Annotated in this window: 13 protein-coding genes; 4 read left to right on the top strand and 9 right to left on the bottom strand. The window is 70.2% G+C overall.

What is annotated here, in order from left to right:
* Positions 1 to 32: 32 nt before the first annotated feature.
* Positions 33 to 1,196 carry a serine hydrolase domain-containing protein gene (locus tag AC07DS_RS15295; protein WP_479145506.1) on the top strand — a complete coding sequence of 388 codons (1,164 nt, stop codon included), beginning with the start codon at positions 33 to 35 and terminating at the stop codon, positions 1,194 to 1,196.
* A 50-nt stretch (positions 1,197 to 1,246) separates the two neighbouring features.
* Here the strand turns inward: AC07DS_RS15295 and AC07DS_RS15290 are convergent, their stop codons facing one another.
* Together AC07DS_RS15290 and AC07DS_RS15285 are read right to left on the bottom strand one after the other, a co-directional pair.
* Positions 1,247 to 2,038: a bestrophin-like domain gene (locus AC07DS_RS15290; protein WP_479145807.1), complete on the bottom strand. Its 792-nt coding sequence runs from the start codon at positions 2,036 to 2,038 to the stop codon at positions 1,247 to 1,249.
* A gap of 179 nt (positions 2,039 to 2,217) precedes the next feature.
* The gene (locus AC07DS_RS15285; protein ID WP_479145504.1) at positions 2,218 to 3,642 is read right to left on the bottom strand and encodes a cellulase family glycosylhydrolase; all 1,425 of its coding nucleotides are present in this window, start codon (positions 3,640 to 3,642) and stop codon (positions 2,218 to 2,220) included.
* Between the two features lie 308 nt (positions 3,643 to 3,950).
* Here AC07DS_RS15285 and AC07DS_RS15280 point away from each other — a divergent pair, with 308 nt between their 5' ends.
* A complete protein-coding gene (locus AC07DS_RS15280; protein WP_479145502.1) occupies positions 3,951 to 4,628 on the top strand; it encodes a CBS domain-containing protein in 678 nt (225 codons plus the stop codon).
* A 28-nt stretch (positions 4,629 to 4,656) separates the two neighbouring features.
* Here the strand turns inward: AC07DS_RS15280 and AC07DS_RS15275 are convergent, their stop codons facing one another.
* A complete protein-coding gene (locus AC07DS_RS15275; RefSeq protein ID WP_479145500.1) occupies positions 4,657 to 5,577 on the bottom strand; it encodes a pyridoxamine 5'-phosphate oxidase family protein in 921 nt (306 codons plus the stop codon).
* Positions 5,578 to 5,665: 88 nt separating this feature from the next.
* Positions 5,666 to 5,953: a DUF1876 domain-containing protein gene (locus tag AC07DS_RS15270; RefSeq protein WP_479145498.1), complete on the bottom strand. Its 288-nt coding sequence runs from the start codon at positions 5,951 to 5,953 to the stop codon at positions 5,666 to 5,668.
* A gap of 578 nt (positions 5,954 to 6,531) precedes the next feature.
* On the opposite strand from AC07DS_RS15270, the gene AC07DS_RS15265 reads away from it, so the two are divergent.
* Positions 6,532 to 7,401 (top strand): universal stress protein, encoded by an 870-nt coding sequence (locus tag AC07DS_RS15265; RefSeq protein ID WP_479145496.1) that lies wholly within the window; start codon positions 6,532 to 6,534, stop codon positions 7,399 to 7,401.
* Positions 7,402 to 7,495: 94 nt separating this feature from the next.
* Positions 7,496 to 8,971 carry a bifunctional aminoglycoside phosphotransferase/ATP-binding protein gene (locus AC07DS_RS15260; protein ID WP_479145494.1) on the top strand — a complete coding sequence of 492 codons (1,476 nt, stop codon included), beginning with the start codon at positions 7,496 to 7,498 and terminating at the stop codon, positions 8,969 to 8,971.
* Positions 8,972 to 9,070: 99 nt separating this feature from the next.
* Here the strand turns inward: AC07DS_RS15260 and AC07DS_RS15255 are convergent, their stop codons facing one another.
* The 5 genes from AC07DS_RS15255 to acsA are packed head-to-tail and all read right to left on the bottom strand — an operon-like array spanning position 9,071 to position 14,669.
* Complete coding sequence (locus AC07DS_RS15255) at positions 9,071 to 9,346, bottom strand: acyl carrier protein (protein WP_479145805.1); 276 nt, start codon at positions 9,344 to 9,346, stop codon at positions 9,071 to 9,073.
* Between the two features lie 5 nt (positions 9,347 to 9,351).
* Positions 9,352 to 10,752, bottom strand: coding sequence for a dihydrolipoamide acetyltransferase family protein (locus AC07DS_RS15250; RefSeq protein ID WP_479145492.1), 1,401 nt, complete (start codon positions 10,750 to 10,752; stop codon positions 9,352 to 9,354).
* A 1-nt stretch (position 10,753) separates the two neighbouring features.
* Complete coding sequence (locus AC07DS_RS15245) at positions 10,754 to 11,827, bottom strand: alpha-ketoacid dehydrogenase subunit beta (RefSeq protein ID WP_479145490.1); 1,074 nt, start codon at positions 11,825 to 11,827, stop codon at positions 10,754 to 10,756.
* Entirely contained in the window at positions 11,824 to 12,849 is a 1,026-nt protein-coding gene (gene pdhA, locus AC07DS_RS15240) for a pyruvate dehydrogenase (acetyl-transferring) E1 component subunit alpha (protein WP_479145488.1), read from the bottom strand. The genes AC07DS_RS15245 and pdhA overlap by 4 nt, the downstream gene beginning before the upstream one ends.
* Positions 12,846 to 14,669 (bottom strand): acetate--CoA ligase, encoded by a 1,824-nt coding sequence (acsA, locus tag AC07DS_RS15235; protein WP_479145486.1) that lies wholly within the window; start codon positions 14,667 to 14,669, stop codon positions 12,846 to 12,848. Before acsA ends, pdhA begins: the two co-directional genes overlap by 4 nt.
* Positions 14,670 to 14,685: the final 16 nt, after the last annotated feature.

The following is a 14,685-nucleotide window of genomic DNA, read 5'->3' as shown; positions in this document are numbered from 1 at the left end:
CGACGGTAGATGATCAATGACGGGGGCAAGTCATGGCGCACGACGATGGCAGGGTGCACGGAACCGTGGCGGCGGGGTTCGAAGCCGTACGGGAGGAATTCGCCGCGGTGCTCGGCGAGATGCGCGACGCGCCCGAGGCGCAGCTCGTGGTGCACGTCGACGGCCGCCGGGTGGCCGACCTGTGGGCCGGTCCCGGTACGACGGCGGACACGCTGACCGGCCTCTACTCCATCACCAAGGGTGCCGCCCACCTCGTGGTCGCGCTCCTGGTCCAGGACGGCGTCCTCGACCTGGACCGCGAAGTGGCCTCGTACTGGCCGGAGTTCGGGGCGGAGGGCAAGGAACGGCTCACCTTGCGCGAGCTGCTCGCACACCGTGCCGGCGTCGTCGGCGTCGACGGCGGTTTCACCGTCGGTGAGTTGGCCGACGACCGGCAGATGGCCGCGCGACTCGCCGGCCAACGGCCGTTCTGGGAGCCCGGAACGGCGTACGGCTACCACGGTTTCGTGATCGGCGCCCTGACCGGCGAGGTGGTGCGGCGGGTGACCGGCCGCTCGATTCAGGAGATCTACGAGACGCGGATCCGGGCGCCGTACGGGCTCGACTTCCACCTCGGCCTGCCGGAAGCGCTCGAATCACGTTATGCCGAGGTGCTGCCGCTGCTGCCGACGCCGGAAGAGGCAGAGCGACTCGCGGCCAACGCCGCGGCCCCGGACAGCGTCAGGGGCATCGCGTTCAACCAGAACGGGAACGCGCCGACCGACCTGGTGGCCTTCGCGAACTCCCGAGAGGTGCGCGCGCTCGGGCCCACCTCGTCCGGCGGGGTCGGCACCGCACGGGGTGTGGCGGGGATGTACGCCGCGGCGATCACCGAGGTGGACGGCCGGGTGCCGCTGCTGAAGCCGGAGACCATCACCGAGTTCGCCCGGGTCCGCTATCGCGGAACCGATCTGGTCACGGGGAACGAGGACGTCTTCGGTCTGGGCTTCGAGGAGCTGAGTGGCCGCTATCGCGTCCTCGGCCCCGACGCGTTCGGACACAGCGGGGCGACAGGCTCACTCGCCCTCGCCGACCCGGACAGCGGCGTGGCCTACGCGTACACGCGCCGCCGCTTCGGTATGCCGTCGGGATTCGGCGCGGGCCCGGAGAACTACCGGCTCGTCGAGTCTGCGGTACGGGCCGCCGACGGGCTCTAGGTCCGCCGGCCACCCCACCGCCGCGCCCGCGCATCAGTCCGAGGCGCTACTCACCGGGTCCAGAACGGCGCGAGCGCTCCCTGCCGGAACGGCGCCGGACTCACGCTGAGGTCGCCGGCGAAGGGGCGGTCGAGGACGAAGACCAGGAGCAGACTGAACCCGATGAGAGCGGCGACGGAGGCGACGAAGAGGATCTGGATCCGCAGCTTGCGCATGCCGTACAGGAAGGTCAGCGGGAGCAGGACGACGGCGCCGCCGAACGCCAGGATCTGCAGCAGTGGGGGCAGTTGCTGTTCGGCCATGGTCAGCCGGGCACGGCGCTGGGAGGCGACGTCGTTGACGTGGTCCACGGCCTGCTCGTAGAAGACCTCTTCGCGAGTGGCTTTCGGTTCGTACGTCTGCAGCACGTCGTACACGGACTGGAGCTTGCCGGCGGTGGCCTCGTAGCTCGGTTTCCCCGCGCGCATCCGAGGCCACTGCTGCTCCACCACCGCGTGGACGTAGCCGCCCAGCGCGGCGTCGAGGCGGGTGCGGACCGGGGGCGGGAAAGCAGCGGCATCGCGGGCGACGAGCGAGACATCGGTGGCCTCGGTGGCGACGATGGTCTCCGTGCTCTCCAGCTGCGTCCAGAGGGTGACGATGACAAAGGCCAGGATGATCCCGTAGATCGCGCCGAACATCCCCAGCGTCACTCCGACCATGTCGTTGTGCTCGCCCTTGGCCAGCGACGGGTACCTGCGGCGGAGCAGCACACTGCCGGCGACGGCCAGGACCACGGTCCCGCCGACGGTCACCACAGCCAGGGTGAAGGTGCTGAAATGATTGAGCAGCCAGAGCAACATGTGCGCGGAGTCTAGGGACATGAGGCTCCCCCTCCTCCCTCCTGGCGCCTCCGGCCCACGGGCGCGAACACGGCCAGGGAACGGCACGTCCGCGCTCTGCCAAGCCCACGATCCGATTCAGGCCACGCGTCCTACGCCCCCCGGAATCCACACGATCGAGCGTAGGGGAGATCGTCCTGTCAACGTCCCGGGCGGCCCAACTGTTCGACGGTGATCGTCACTTCGCTGCCCGGGGCGGCCAGGATCCACGCCTTGCCCGTGGTCCTGCGCAGCGTGACCGCATCGCCGTCGGTGGTGACGCGCCAGGTGCCCGGGGGCAGGGACAGTTCTGTCAGCCGGGAGCCGTGGCGAGCCGCGGTGTAGGTCAGCCGGTACACGGCATCGGCAGAGTTGTACGACGCGGAGCGGATCGTGCCTGCCACCGCCTCCGCGTACGGTTCGGCGGTCAGCTCCTTGTTGGCGCGGAAGGCGCCCGACTCGTCGACGGCGCAGTACCCGCCGCCGTAGCACCAGACATAGCCCGCCCAGCCGGAACTGTAGCGGCGGAGCGAGTCCATCGCGTCTTGGTAGAAGCGCCTCATGTTCGGCAGGGAGCTGTTGAGCGGACCCCATTCCCCGACGACGATCGGGACCTTGTACTGCTTGGGGTACTCGGTGACGGCCTGCTCGTAGGACTCGATCCAGCCTGCGCCGGGATCGTAGTCGCCGCCCGCCTCCATGGCGGCGTTGTAGAAGTGCGGCGCATAGACCACCTTGGGATCGTCGATACGTCCGAGGCCGGTCGGTACGCCCTCGCCCACGATCGGGGTGGGTTCGACGAAGACCCAGGAATCCTTGTCGGCCGAACGCACCGAGTCGGCCAGGCGGTTGTACATGGGGGTGAGCTGATCGTGCTCGATCCGGCGGGCTGCCGTCGGCAGGTCTTCCCCCTGGCGCAGCTCTCCCATGGGTTCGTTGATGAGGTCGTAGCCGAGGAGCGCCGGGTGGTGGGCGAAGCGTTCTGCGAGGACCCGCCACGCCCGGGCCTGGGCGCGTTGGAGGTCCTGGTCCTGGTAGAGGTGGGTGAACGCGCGCTGGACGGCGGGCTCGAAGTACTCGGCGAACCAGTCGTCCGGGTGGGCGGTGAAGGGAAGTCCATCGGTCCTGGTGGCCCACTCGGGGATGCCGCGGTGGCCGAATGCGGGTCCGAAGACGTCCTGGTGGGCATCGATCAAGACCTTCATGTCATGCCGGGCGGCCCAGTCCAGGATGCGCTCGATCTTCCGCAGGTACGTCTCGCTGTAGTGGCCGCGCCGTGGTTCCAGGTCGTCCCAGAAGACCAGCAGCCGGGCGAAGTCGAAGCCCTTGGCCCGCATGTCGCGGAAGTGGTTCTCGGTGATGGCGGACAGGGCTCTTTCGCCCCGGTTCGTCTTGTCCTCGACGTTCCAGCCGCGCAGGCTGAGGACACGTCCGTGCCGGTCCGTGAGTGCGGGTATGCCGTCCGCGGCCTGCCGGGGGTGGGTGTTTGTGGGGGCGAGCAGCGTGGCGACAACCGCGCCCGCCGTCAGGGTCGTTCGCAGCACCACGGGAGACCTCCGGGCCGTCGGGTTCGAGGTGCCGCGCATCCCATCAGTGGGCGTGGGATGTTTCAAGTGGTCGTACGAGACACGTGACGAGCGTGCAGCGCGTTTCACGCAACGAATCGGCAGCGGGGCGGTGGCCCGTCCACTCCGACGTCCGCCGTTCTCACCTCTCGTCCGGAGCCTGCAGCGGGACCGGGCCCGTCGGCCGCGCCCCAGACCGGTGGGGATGCGACGGCGACCAGGCACTGCGAGTGGTGCAGCGGGGCGTATTGCGCGATGCTGGGGCGCGGTGATGCTGGAGGCATGCGGCTGAACCACTTCCTCCGGTACGCCCCCTGAAGGACCATGCCATGCCTGACCCTCCGCACATCGTGAGCGATGTGATGACCCGTCCCGTGGTGGCCGTCGGGCGCGATGTGCGGTTCAAGGAGATCGTGCGGGTCATGGAGCAGCGGCAGGTCAGTGCCGTGCCGGTCGTCGCAGGTCAGGGGCGTGTGGTCGGTGTCGTCTCGGAAGCCGACCTGCTACCCAAGGAGGAGTTCCGGGATGACGGACTCACCCGGAGTGATCGGATCCGCCGCCGGTCAGCCCTGGCCAAGGCCGAGGCGCTGACGGCTGAGCGGCTCATGAGTACGCCCGCTGTCACGGTCCGCCCCGACTTCACATTGGCCCAGGCGGCCCGGATCATGGCGAAGGAGCACGTCAAGCGGCTTCCCGTGGTCGATGACGAGGATCGGCTTTCGGGCATTGTCAGCCGAGGCGACCTGTTGAGGGTCTTCCTGCGGCCGGACGAGGACATCGAGGAGGAAGTCCGCCGCACCGTGGTGTCGTACCTGTTCCCCGCAGTGGGTCACGCGATCCACGTGTCCGTGCGGGACGGGGTCGTCACGCTCCGCGGGCGTGTTCCCGACACCTCGCTCATCTGGGTCGCCGAGCGCCTCGTCCGTGCTCTGGAGGGCGTGGTGGGCGTCGAGGCGCGGCTCGTCGGCGAGGGGTGTCGCCGAGGACAGGACACAGACCACAGGTAAGGAGCGGCAGGCACGCCGGGCCCCGTTTCTACTGGTCGGCCGGAGCGATCCGACGGCCCGTGAGGCTCGTAGGGCGGATCGACACCCACATCTCGCGTTCACCGCCCGCCCATGGCGTGGTCCGGGCACGCTGGACGAGCCTGTGCACGGCCTCCGGCTCGGTCACGGGGCTCGCACGGCCGACGGCGAGCACGCTCCAGCCCTGGCTCAGAGCCTCGTCCACGTGGTCGACCTCGAAGGCGACGTCCGTTTCCAAGGCTGCTGCGGCCACGGAGTCGGGCGCCGTCCGGAAGACGATGGCTTCATCGATGACGTCGTAGTTGACCGGCACGACCGCCGGGCGGCCGTCGGGCGCCGACACCGCGACGCGCCCGATGCCGTGCGTGGAGAGCAGAGTGCGGCATTCGTCCGGGCTGAGGTCCCGCAGCTGAGGGTCCAGGAGTGCGCGACCCCGGCCTGGCGGGAGATCCACGCCGCCGCCGAGCAGTGTGGTGGCCGAAGTACCCAGCGCGTCGGCCAGCCTGATGAGAGCCGGCATCGTGGGGTCGGCGGGTTGTTCCTCCAGGTATGACAGGTAGCGGGGCGACATTCTCGCGCGGCGGGCCGCTTCCTCCAGGCTGAGCCCCCGTCTGCGGCGTGTGGTGCCCACGCGCCGGCCGATGTCGCCTGGATTGGGTGTCCCGGTAGGAGAGGCGACCGCGGACACGGGCTCCGTCTCTGCCGTGGCCGGCAGTGCCTCATGCGCGGTCCCGGGCCCTCCGTGCTCGAGATGGCGGATGTGCGCGTCGGGTCCGGGGAACACGAGCGTCACGTCGTCCGTGTCCGACCAGCGCACGTCGTACGGAGGGGTTCCGTCCGAGTGGCGGAGTCCGACGATCTCGCCGTCGCGCTTGGCGCCGCCAGTCGTAGGACTTTCGATGACGAGTTGGTCGCCGAGGTGAGCTCGCATGATCGCCGCCCTCCGCTCGGAATGGTGCTGTATTCCAACCTGCCACGCGGTACACGCCGTCGCATGGCCGGCGCAGTCGCCGGAGGTTTCACATGGACCGTCCAGTCGGCCGACGAGTGCTCAGCCGACGCGCATCCATCCCTTGGATGTCGCGTTCCGCGGTCTCCAGCAGCTGGTGGGCGAGGTCGACCATGGCCCTGCCCGCCGCCAGTTCGTCGCCGATCTCCGGCACGTTCGTGTCCGCCGGATGACGGTGCGCGGTTCCGTTGCCGGTGAGTGCCGTGGTACCGGTGTCCAGCACCACGTGCGCCTTGGTCGTTCCGTCGTCGTCCTCGAACAGATGGAGGCGAACGTTCCACTCAGCCGTGTGCGGCATGGCCTTCCTCCTCGTCCCGGCCTGTCGGTCAGCGGTGGAAGCGCCCGGACCACAGCGGTTCCACCAGGTCCCACCGGGCCTCCCACTGTGCGTGTCTTCTCCGGTCCGGCGCCAGGCGCGTGGCCGACCGCGGTCATGGGCGGACTGGCGACGGTCCCGTCCCGGTCCACCCACACCCGCACGACGGCGTCTTTGCGCGTGCCCGGTTCCACGAGGACGGTTCCTGTCCGCACGATGTCGTTCCGCTCGGTCCAGCGGACAGGCGCCGGTCGTCTCGACGCGGGGCGGGGGACGCGGGGGGCGAACCGTGTGGGCTCATGATGCCGCCTCCAGCACGTTGCTGGTCCGGTTCCCCCGCCTCGTCCAGCATCGGACGGCGGTCGGCTTCGGTCACCGGCCCTGTCTCCCTCGTGCGGGATTCCACACCTCCACAGGTCCACATGCGTCTCGGAGGGGATCGGGGTGATCCTCGAATGAGAGAACACACCGCGATCGGCATCCAGGCAGGGTCCGGGTCAGCCACCGGATCGGACGTCTACCCGTCATTTCCAGTTTCTCGCGAGACGGAGGCTGCCGCCATGCAACAAGTTGTCACCGTGGGCCTCGACGGTTCACCCGAGAGCCTCGCCGCTGCCCGCTGGGCCGCCGACGAGGCCGAGAAGCGCAGACTCACCCTGCGCCTGCTGCACGCGTGGCCGCTGCTGGCGCCGGAACCGGCGAGCTTTCCCGCGGAGGTCGATCAGAACTACTGGGCGAAGCGCCTCGTCCACACCGCGCGAGCGGAGCTCCAGGCGCGCCACCCAGGCCTGTCCGTCGTCGGGAATCTGGTTGCCGACGACGCTCAGAGCGCCTTGCTCCAAGCCGCGTCGGAGTCGGAGATGACGGTGCTGGGCTCGCGTGGTCTGGAGCCCGTCGAGAGCTACTTCCTGGGTGACATCAGCATGCCCGTCGTGGCACGGGCGGAGCGGCCGGTGGTGCTGGTCCGTGCCGATTCCCGGGAGCAAGGAGTGCCCCCGGCACCCGCGAGCCGTGTGGTCGTGGCCCTGAAACTGCACGGATCCTCCGACCCCCTGCTCGACTTCGCCTTCCACACGGCTGCGGCCAGGGGCGTTCCCCTCCTGGCCGTCCACGGCCGCAGTGTGCCGCTCCATGCACGGGTGCCCTGGGGTGTGGACCACGAGGTCACCGAGGAGATCACTCGGGATGCGTACAGACACCTGAGCGAGGCCCTCCACCTGTGGCGGGGGAAGTACCCGCGGGTGGATGTGGCCGAGAGCGTCCGTCTGGCAAGCCCTGCCAAGGCCGTCGTTCAGGCCGCCGAGGGCGCAGCGCTGCTGGTCGTGGGTCGTCGCCTGCATCGACATGGTCTGGGGCCGCACCTGGGTGCCGTGGCGCAGGCCGCCGTTCATCACGGGCGCTGCCCCGTCGCCGTCGTCCCTCATGACTGAGCCCGGCCGCGCGCGTCCGGTGCCTCGGGCCACCGATACGGTCCCGCTCCGGTCCGGTGCCGGGCACGGTGGCGAGCCGCTGCCACGCGCTGGGGTGTTCGAGACCCACACCGCGATCGTGTTCTTCGCCTGCGACCGCGCCTACAAGATCAAGAAACCGGTCGATCTGGAGTTCTTGGACTACACCACGGTGGCGGCTCGCCGGGCCGCCTGCGAGCGCGAAGTCGCTCTCAACCGCCGCTTCGCCCCCGACGTCTACCTGGGGCTGGGCGAGTTCAGCAGCCCGGACGCGGAGGCGCCCGAACCCCTCGTGGTGATGCGCCGCATGCCGGCGGACCGTCGCCTCTCCCACCTGGTGCGTGAAGGAGCCGCCGTCGACGACGTCCTCCGGGCCGTCGCCCGACACCTTGCCGCCTGGCACGCTGACGCGCCCCGTGGCAGCGAAGTGAACGAACAGGGCACGCGGGATGCTCTCTCGTCCCGTTGGGAGGCCGGCTTCGCGCAGCTCCGCGCGCTGGCCGCCGAGGGTTTCGGCCCGGACCAGGTGACCGAGGTCGAGCGGCTGGTCCGCCGCTACCTCGCCGGCCGCAAGCGGCTCTTCGACTCCCGTATCGAGCAGGGTCGAGTGGTCGACGGCCATGGCGACCTGCTCGCCGAGGACATCTTCTGCCTCGACGACGGCCCCCGTGTCCTGGACTGCCTGGAGTTCGACGACCGTCTCCGCTACGTCGACGGCCTGGACGACGCCGCCTTCCTCGCCATGGACCTGGAACAGCTCGGCGCCCCGGAGGCAGCCGCGTACTTCCTGGCCCAGTACGGCGAGTACTCCGGCGATCCCGCGCCCTCTTCTCTGAGGCACCACTACGTCGCCTACAGGGCGTTCGTCCGCGCCAAGGTCTCCCTGATCCAGGCCCGGCAGGGCGCGCCCGGCGCGGAGGCGGCGTCGCGGCGGCTGACCTCGACGGCACTGCGCCACCTGCGCACCTCTGCCGTCTCGCTCACCCTGGTCGGTGGTCTGCCCGGCAGCGGGAAGTCAACCCTCTCCGGGGCGCTGGCCGATCGGCTGGGGGTCACCCTGCTCAGCAGCGACCGCCTCCGCAAGGAGCTGGCCGGCATCCCCGTGGAACAGTCCGCTGCGGCCGCCTACGGCGAGGGCCTCTACACGCCGGAGTGGACGGCCAAGACGTACGCCGCCCTTCTCGACCGCGCAGCCGCACTGATGTCCTCGGGCGAGTCCGTCGTCCTGGACGCCACGTGGTCCGATGCGGCGCAGCGCGAGGCGGCCCTGCGCCTGGCCGAACGCACCAGTGCCGACCTGGTGGCCCTGCACTGCCACGCGCCGGGTGATGTGCCGATCGCCCGCCTGACCACGCGCGCCGTCGGCCCGTCCGACGCCGGCCCCGACATCGCCGCCGCCATGGCGGCCAGTGAACCACCATGGCCCGAGGCGGTCGCGGTCGACACCAGCGGCCCCTTGGAGTCCGCCGTCGCCCAGGCACTCACTGCCGTACGCCCGTGGGGCGTCGGCCAGGCCCCGGTCTTTCGGCGCCCCTACATGGAGCCGGACTGAGGTTGCCGGGGGGCCTCGTCGCACCGCTCTGCTCACCTCGAAGGATCGTCGTGTCACCCGTCCGTCTCTCTGCTGGTCACTCACTCCGTCGGTGAGGTTTCACGACGCCGGGCCGGTCCGGTCCCGCGACCTGTCGACCAGGAGCCGTGCAGTGCCGGCCAGCGTGGTCAGTTCGGGGTAGTCCTCCTCGTCAATACGGATTCCCGTGTGTTCGCAGAGCAGTTCCACCAGACTGAGGAAGTCGAGCGAATCGAGTTCGAGCACGTCACGGAACTTGTCGTGCGGTTGGACCCGTGTGAAGTCCGCGTCGGGGATGATCCGCGTGATGGACTCCTTGACCACCGACATGGCTTCCGCCTCGTCCAGGGGCTTCATCTGACTCACCACTCCTCTGGTTTCTGCAGCAGTCGGTCGACCTTCGTCAGGTAGCGCGCCCCCACGGCACCGTCCGTGGCCCGGTGGTCGCCTGCCAGGGTCGCGGTCACCACCAGGCGTACACCGAGCATGCCGCCCGTGGCCCAGGGCCGCTGGACGACTGCGCCGAAGCCGACCAGGGCCACCTGGGGCGGATGGATGACACCGAACACGGTCTCCACACCCTGGTCGCCCAGGTTGGTGACGGTCAGGGTGGCTCCGGACATCTCACTGCCGCGCAGCCGGCCCCGTCGAGCGCGCTGGACGAGGTCCTTGAGCCTGGCCATGAGCGCTTCGGGTGACAGTGTGTCGGCACCGTGGACGACCGGCGCGAGCAGTCCGCCCTGCCGGAGCGACACCGCGATCCCCAGGTTGACCCCGGGCCCGGGGACGAACGCGTCGTCCTGCCAATAGCCGTTGAGGCCGGGCACCTCACGTGCTGCTACGGCGGCGGCCTTCAACAGGAGGGCTGCGGGAACGAGCCGGTCGGCGGGCGTACGGCCGTGATTGACCCGGCTCAGCCAGTCCTCGGCCGCCGTGAGGTCGATCGTGGTGGACAGGTAGTAGTGCGGGATCTCCCGCTTGGAGCGGGTCATGAGGTCGGCGATGACACGTCGCATGGTGTCCGTACGGTGTCCCGCTCCGCTGTCGGTCGGCACAGCCGTGCGCCCACGCTGCTCGGCGTCCCGTCCGCGCGTGGTCGCCCGCTCCGGCTCGTGCCGTCGTACACACATGGCGGTCTGTACGTCCGCCGCGCGCACGGCTCCGCCGTCCCCGGTGCCCCGGACCGTTGTCAGGTCGATGCCGAGATCCCGGGCGAGCCGCCGGGCGTACGGGGTGGCGCGCACTCTCGGCACCAGGGTGGGCGAAGCCACGAGGGCGGCCGACGCGTGCTCCACGTCGGCACGGGTGACCCGTCCGCCGAGTCCGGAGCCGTGCACGACGGTCAGGTCGATACCCCGCTGCAGCGCGAGGTGCCGTACCAGGGGTCCCGTTCCGACGGCTGACGTGGTTTCGGCAGGCGGTTTCGCCGCCAGTTGTTCGGGTCCGGCGGATGTGTCCACGGGCTGCCTGGCAGGCTTGTTCCTGGAGCCCGTGCCCCCAGGCGCGCCCGGCCGCATGCCGGGCGTGCCCTCACCCTGGATCACTGCGAGCGGCGCCCCGACCGGCACCCGGGTCCCCGGCTTCACGAGGAGTCGTCCCACGGTCCCGGACTCGAAGCACTCGATCTCGATGGCCGCTTTGTCGGTTTCCACGACGGCGACGACATCGCCCTTGTGCACCTGGTCCCCGGGATCCACGAGCCATTCCTGCAAGAGGCCCTCGTCCATGTCCGCGCCGAGCGAGGGCATGGTGAACTCGGCCATGTCAGCTCGACCTCCCGGTGTCCGAACCTGGTTCGTCCGAACCGCCCGGCACGGGCTCGCCGACCGCACGGCGTGCGGCGGCGACGATTCCGGCGGGCTGCGGCAGCGCGGCCTCCTCAAGCCGACGGGCGTAGGGCATGGGGACCTCGGCGCTGCACACCCGTTCGACGGGGGCGTCGAGGTCGTAGAAGTGCTGTTCGGTGAGGCGCGCGGAGATCTCCGCGGCGAGACTGCCGGTGCGCCACCCCTCGTCGACGACGACGGCCCGGTGCGTGCGGGCGACCGAGTCGCCGATGGTCGCGTCGTCCAGGGGACGCAGGGTACGCAGGTCCAGGACCTCCGCGCTGATGCCGATGCCCGCCAGGTCCTCGGCTGCGGCCAGCGCCTTGGGCAGTGAGCCGCCGTAGGTGATCACCGAGACGTCCGTCCCGGGTTGGCGAACGGCGGCGTGGTCGATGTCCACCGGGCCCGTCCCGGTGGGCAGTGTGCCTGAGGCGTTGTACAGGCTGCCGTGCTCGAAGATCAGCACCGGATCGGGGTCGGCCAGCGCAGGGGCGAGCATGTGGCGGGCGTCCGTGATGGTCGCGGGGGCGAGCACGCGCAGGCCCGGGATGTGCGCGTACCAGCCCTCCAGGCTGTGCGAGTGCTGGGCCGCCAGCTGCCGTCCGGCACCCGTGGTCATCCGGATGACGATCGGGACCGGTAGCTGACCGCCCGACATGTGCAGCAAGGTCGCCGCGTTGTTGAGGATCTGGTCCAGGGCCAGCAGGCTGAAGTTGACCGTCATGATCTCGACGACCGGCCGCATGCCCGCCAGGGCCGCGCCGATGCCGGCGCCGACGAAGGCGGACTCCGACAGCGGCGTGTCGCGGATTCGCTCGGGCCCGAACTCCTCCAGCAGGCCGAGGCTGACGCCGAAGCAGCCGCCGTAGCGGCCCACGTCCTCACCCATCAGGAACACTCGCTGATCCGTGCGCAGCGCCTCGCGCAGGGCCTCGCGCATCGCCTCCCGATAGGTCGTCTTCCGGGCGGAGGGCGGGGCGGGTCCGGCGGTACGGGAGTGGGTCGCGGTCATGGCCGGCTCACCCCCACCGGACTGGTGACGTAGTTCAGCAGATCCTCGACAGGCTCTTCGGGAGCTCGCTCGGCGGTTTCGACGGCCTGGTCGATCTCGGCAGAAAGACGGTCCTCCAGGGAGGCGCGGGCCTTGTCGGACAGCTCCTTCGCATCCCGCATCTGCCGGGCGAGGCCTTCGACGGGGTCGCGCTCCTTCCAGTGTTCGATCTCTGCCTTGTCCCGGTATCGGTCGGAGTCGTACATGGAATGGGCGCGGAAGCGGTAGGTGCGCATCTCCAGGAAGTGCGGCCCGGTGCCGCCACGAACCCCTTCGGCCGCCCGCCGGGCAGCATCCTCGACGGCGAAGACGTCCATGCCGTCGACGGCCCAGGAGACCATGCCGTAGCCGGCGGCACGCAGTGCCAGGTCGGTCTGGGCCTGGTGGCGGGCCAAGGCCGTGCCCATCGCGTAAAGGTTGTTCTCGCAGACCAGCAGCAGAGGCAGCTGCCAGAGGGCGGCGAGGTTGGCCGTCTCGTGGAACTCGCCCTCGGCGAAGGCGCCGTCACCGAAGAAGCAGCAGGTGACCCGGTTGCGGCCGGTCATGCGGTCGGCGAGGGCGAGGCCGGCCGCGAGAGGCAGCCCACCGCCGACGATCGCATTGCCGCCGTAGAAGCGGCGGCCGACGTCGAAGAGGTGCATGGAGCCACCCCGGCCACGGCTGCATCCGGTGGACTTGCCGAACATCTCCGCCATGATCGCCTCGGCCGGGACCCCACGCGCGAGCGCATGGCCGTGTTCGCGGTACGTCGACACGACCGCGTCCTCGTCCGTGAGAGCCTCGTTGACACCTACGGCCACGGCTTCCTCGCCGATGTAGAGGTGCATGAAACCGCGGATGCGGGCCGCGCTGTACAGCTCCACGCAGCGTTCCTCGAACCGGCGGACGCGCAGCATCGCCTCCAGCAGGGCCAGGCGGTGCGCCGCCTGATGGGCCGGCCGGGGACCGGACCGGGGTCTGCGTGGGGCACGGGTGGTGCTCATGTGGATGCCTCCGATGTGTCCTGGGAGGAGCCGACCCGTTCCAGGGTGGAGATGTCGCCCTCGGGCAGGCCGAGTTCACGCGCTCGCAGCAGCCGGCGCATGACCTTTCCGCTGCGGGTGTGGGGCAGGTGCTGGTCGAAGGCGATCTCACGTGGTGCCACGGCCGGGCCGAGCCGGCGCCTGGCGAAGGCCAGCAGCTCCTGCCGGGTCCGCGTGGTCGCCTCGAAGCCCGGCCGCAGCGTGACGAACGCCTTCACGATGCTCCCGGCGATGGGATCGGGCCGGCCGATCACCCCGGCCTCGGCGACCGCCGGGTGCTCCATCAGGGCGCTCTCGACCTCGAACGGCCCGATGAGGTGCCCCGCCGACTTGATCACGTCATCGGCGCGCCCGACGAACCAGTACCAGCCTTCCGCGTCGCGTCGTACGAGGTCGCCGGTGAGGTACCAGTCCTCCGCGAAAGCCGCCGCGGTGCGCGGCTCGTCGTGCAGATAGCCGCGGAACATGGACGGCCAGCCGATCCTGAGCGCCAGTTCGCCCTCCACACCCGGCTCCTCCAGGACGGTGACGCGGCCCTCGACCCGCTCCGCCCGGCCGTCCTCCCCGCGTCGCAACACCGCTGCCTCCACGCCGGGGAGCGGACGCCCCATCGACCCTGGGTGGATTTCACAGGCGGCGAAGTTCGCGATCATGATGGCCCCGGTCTCGGTCTGCCACCAGTTGTCGTGCACGGGCAGTCCGAGGACGTCCCTGCCCCAGAGCACGGCTTCCGGATTGAGCGGCTCACCGACGGACGCGATGAACCGCAGTGTGCTCAGGTCGAACGAGCGGGGCAGATCGTACGGCCCTGAGCGCGGCGTCGTCCGCATCAGCATCCGAAGTGCCGTCGGCGCCGTGTACCAGACACTGACCCGCTGGTCGGAGAGGATCCGGTACCACCGGCGGGCGTCGAAGTCGCCCTCGTCGACCACGACCGTGACCCCGTGCATCAGCGGCGCGACGACCCCGTAGGACATGCCGGTGACCCAGCCCGGATCAGCCGTGCACCAGAACACGTCGTCTTCGTGCAGATCGAGCGCGTACAGCGCGGTCGTGTAATGGGCCACGGCAGCCTCGTGCACGTGCACGGCGCCTTTGGGGGTACCTGTGGTGCCACTGGTGAAGTGCAGCAGGGCCATGTCGTGGGGAGAGGTCGGCGGAATGGTGAAGCTGTCGGCCGCCTCGTTCATCAGCGCGCCGAGGGAGACGGTGCCGGGCAGCTCCTCCGCGCCCTCGCCGACGATCAGCACGTGCTGCAGGGAGGCGAGTCTCTCGCGTTGCCCGGCGACCTTCCTGCGGTACAGCTCCGCCGTGGTGACCAGTACCTGCGTGTCGCTCAGCGTCAGGCGCATGGCGACCGGTTCCGGTCCGAACGCGGAAAACAGTGGGCACAGGACACTGGTGTTCTTGAGCGTGCCGAGAACCACGGTGTACAGCTCGGGACATCGGCCGAGCAGCGTCGCCACCCGGTCACCGTGACCGATGCCGAGGGTCCGGAGCACGTTGGCGAACCTTGCGGTCGATCGGGCCAGCTCCCCGTACGTCACGCAGGTCACGGAGTCGTCCCGCCCGACACAGCGCAGTGCGACGGCCGCGGCGTGGTCCGAAGCAGCGTGCCGGTCCACGGCCTCGTGCGCGATATTCAGTCCCCGTCCGCCGGGCAGCCCCTGCAGGTGGGCGCGCGCCTGAGACCAGGCGAAGCTCGCACACACCTTCTCGTAGTCGCCCAGATTCGGCTCGACGCGAGGCGGAGCGTCCTTCCGGACCGTTTCCCGGCGCATGGCGGCCACCTTTCTG

The organism is Streptomyces sp. NPDC044064 (assembly GCF_056434245.1).
This window is presented reverse-complemented; position numbering and strand designations above follow the sequence as displayed.

What these genes read in the sequence shown, in the direction of transcription:
- AC07DS_RS15280 (WP_479145502.1), top strand. Translation starts at nt 3,951, where the DNA reads ATGCCTGACCCTCCGCACATCGTGAGCGATGTGATGACCCGTCCCGTG.
- AC07DS_RS15295 (WP_479145506.1), top strand. Translation starts at nt 33, where the DNA reads ATGGCGCACGACGATGGCAGGGTGCACGGAACCGTGGCGGCGGGGTTC.
- AC07DS_RS15275 (WP_479145500.1), bottom strand. Translation starts at nt 5,577, where the DNA reads ATGCGAGCTCACCTCGGCGACCAACTCGTCATCGAAAGTCCTACGACT.
- acsA (WP_479145486.1), bottom strand. Translation starts at nt 14,669, where the DNA reads ATGCGCCGGGAAACGGTCCGGAAGGACGCTCCGCCTCGCGTCGAGCCG.
- AC07DS_RS15250 (WP_479145492.1), bottom strand. Translation starts at nt 10,752, where the DNA reads ATGGCCGAGTTCACCATGCCCTCGCTCGGCGCGGACATGGACGAGGGC.
- AC07DS_RS15270 (WP_479145498.1), bottom strand. Translation starts at nt 5,953, where the DNA reads ATGCCGCACACGGCTGAGTGGAACGTTCGCCTCCATCTGTTCGAGGAC.
- AC07DS_RS15265 (WP_479145496.1), top strand. Translation starts at nt 6,532, where the DNA reads ATGCAACAAGTTGTCACCGTGGGCCTCGACGGTTCACCCGAGAGCCTC.
- pdhA (WP_479145488.1), bottom strand. Translation starts at nt 12,849, where the DNA reads ATGAGCACCACCCGTGCCCCACGCAGACCCCGGTCCGGTCCCCGGCCG.
- AC07DS_RS15285 (WP_479145504.1), bottom strand. Translation starts at nt 3,642, where the DNA reads ATGCGCGGCACCTCGAACCCGACGGCCCGGAGGTCTCCCGTGGTGCTG.
- AC07DS_RS15290 (WP_479145807.1), bottom strand. Translation starts at nt 2,038, where the DNA reads ATGTTGCTCTGGCTGCTCAATCATTTCAGCACCTTCACCCTGGCTGTG.
- AC07DS_RS15255 (WP_479145805.1), bottom strand. Translation starts at nt 9,346, where the DNA reads ATGAAGCCCCTGGACGAGGCGGAAGCCATGTCGGTGGTCAAGGAGTCC.
- AC07DS_RS15245 (WP_479145490.1), bottom strand. Translation starts at nt 11,827, where the DNA reads ATGACCGCGACCCACTCCCGTACCGCCGGACCCGCCCCGCCCTCCGCC.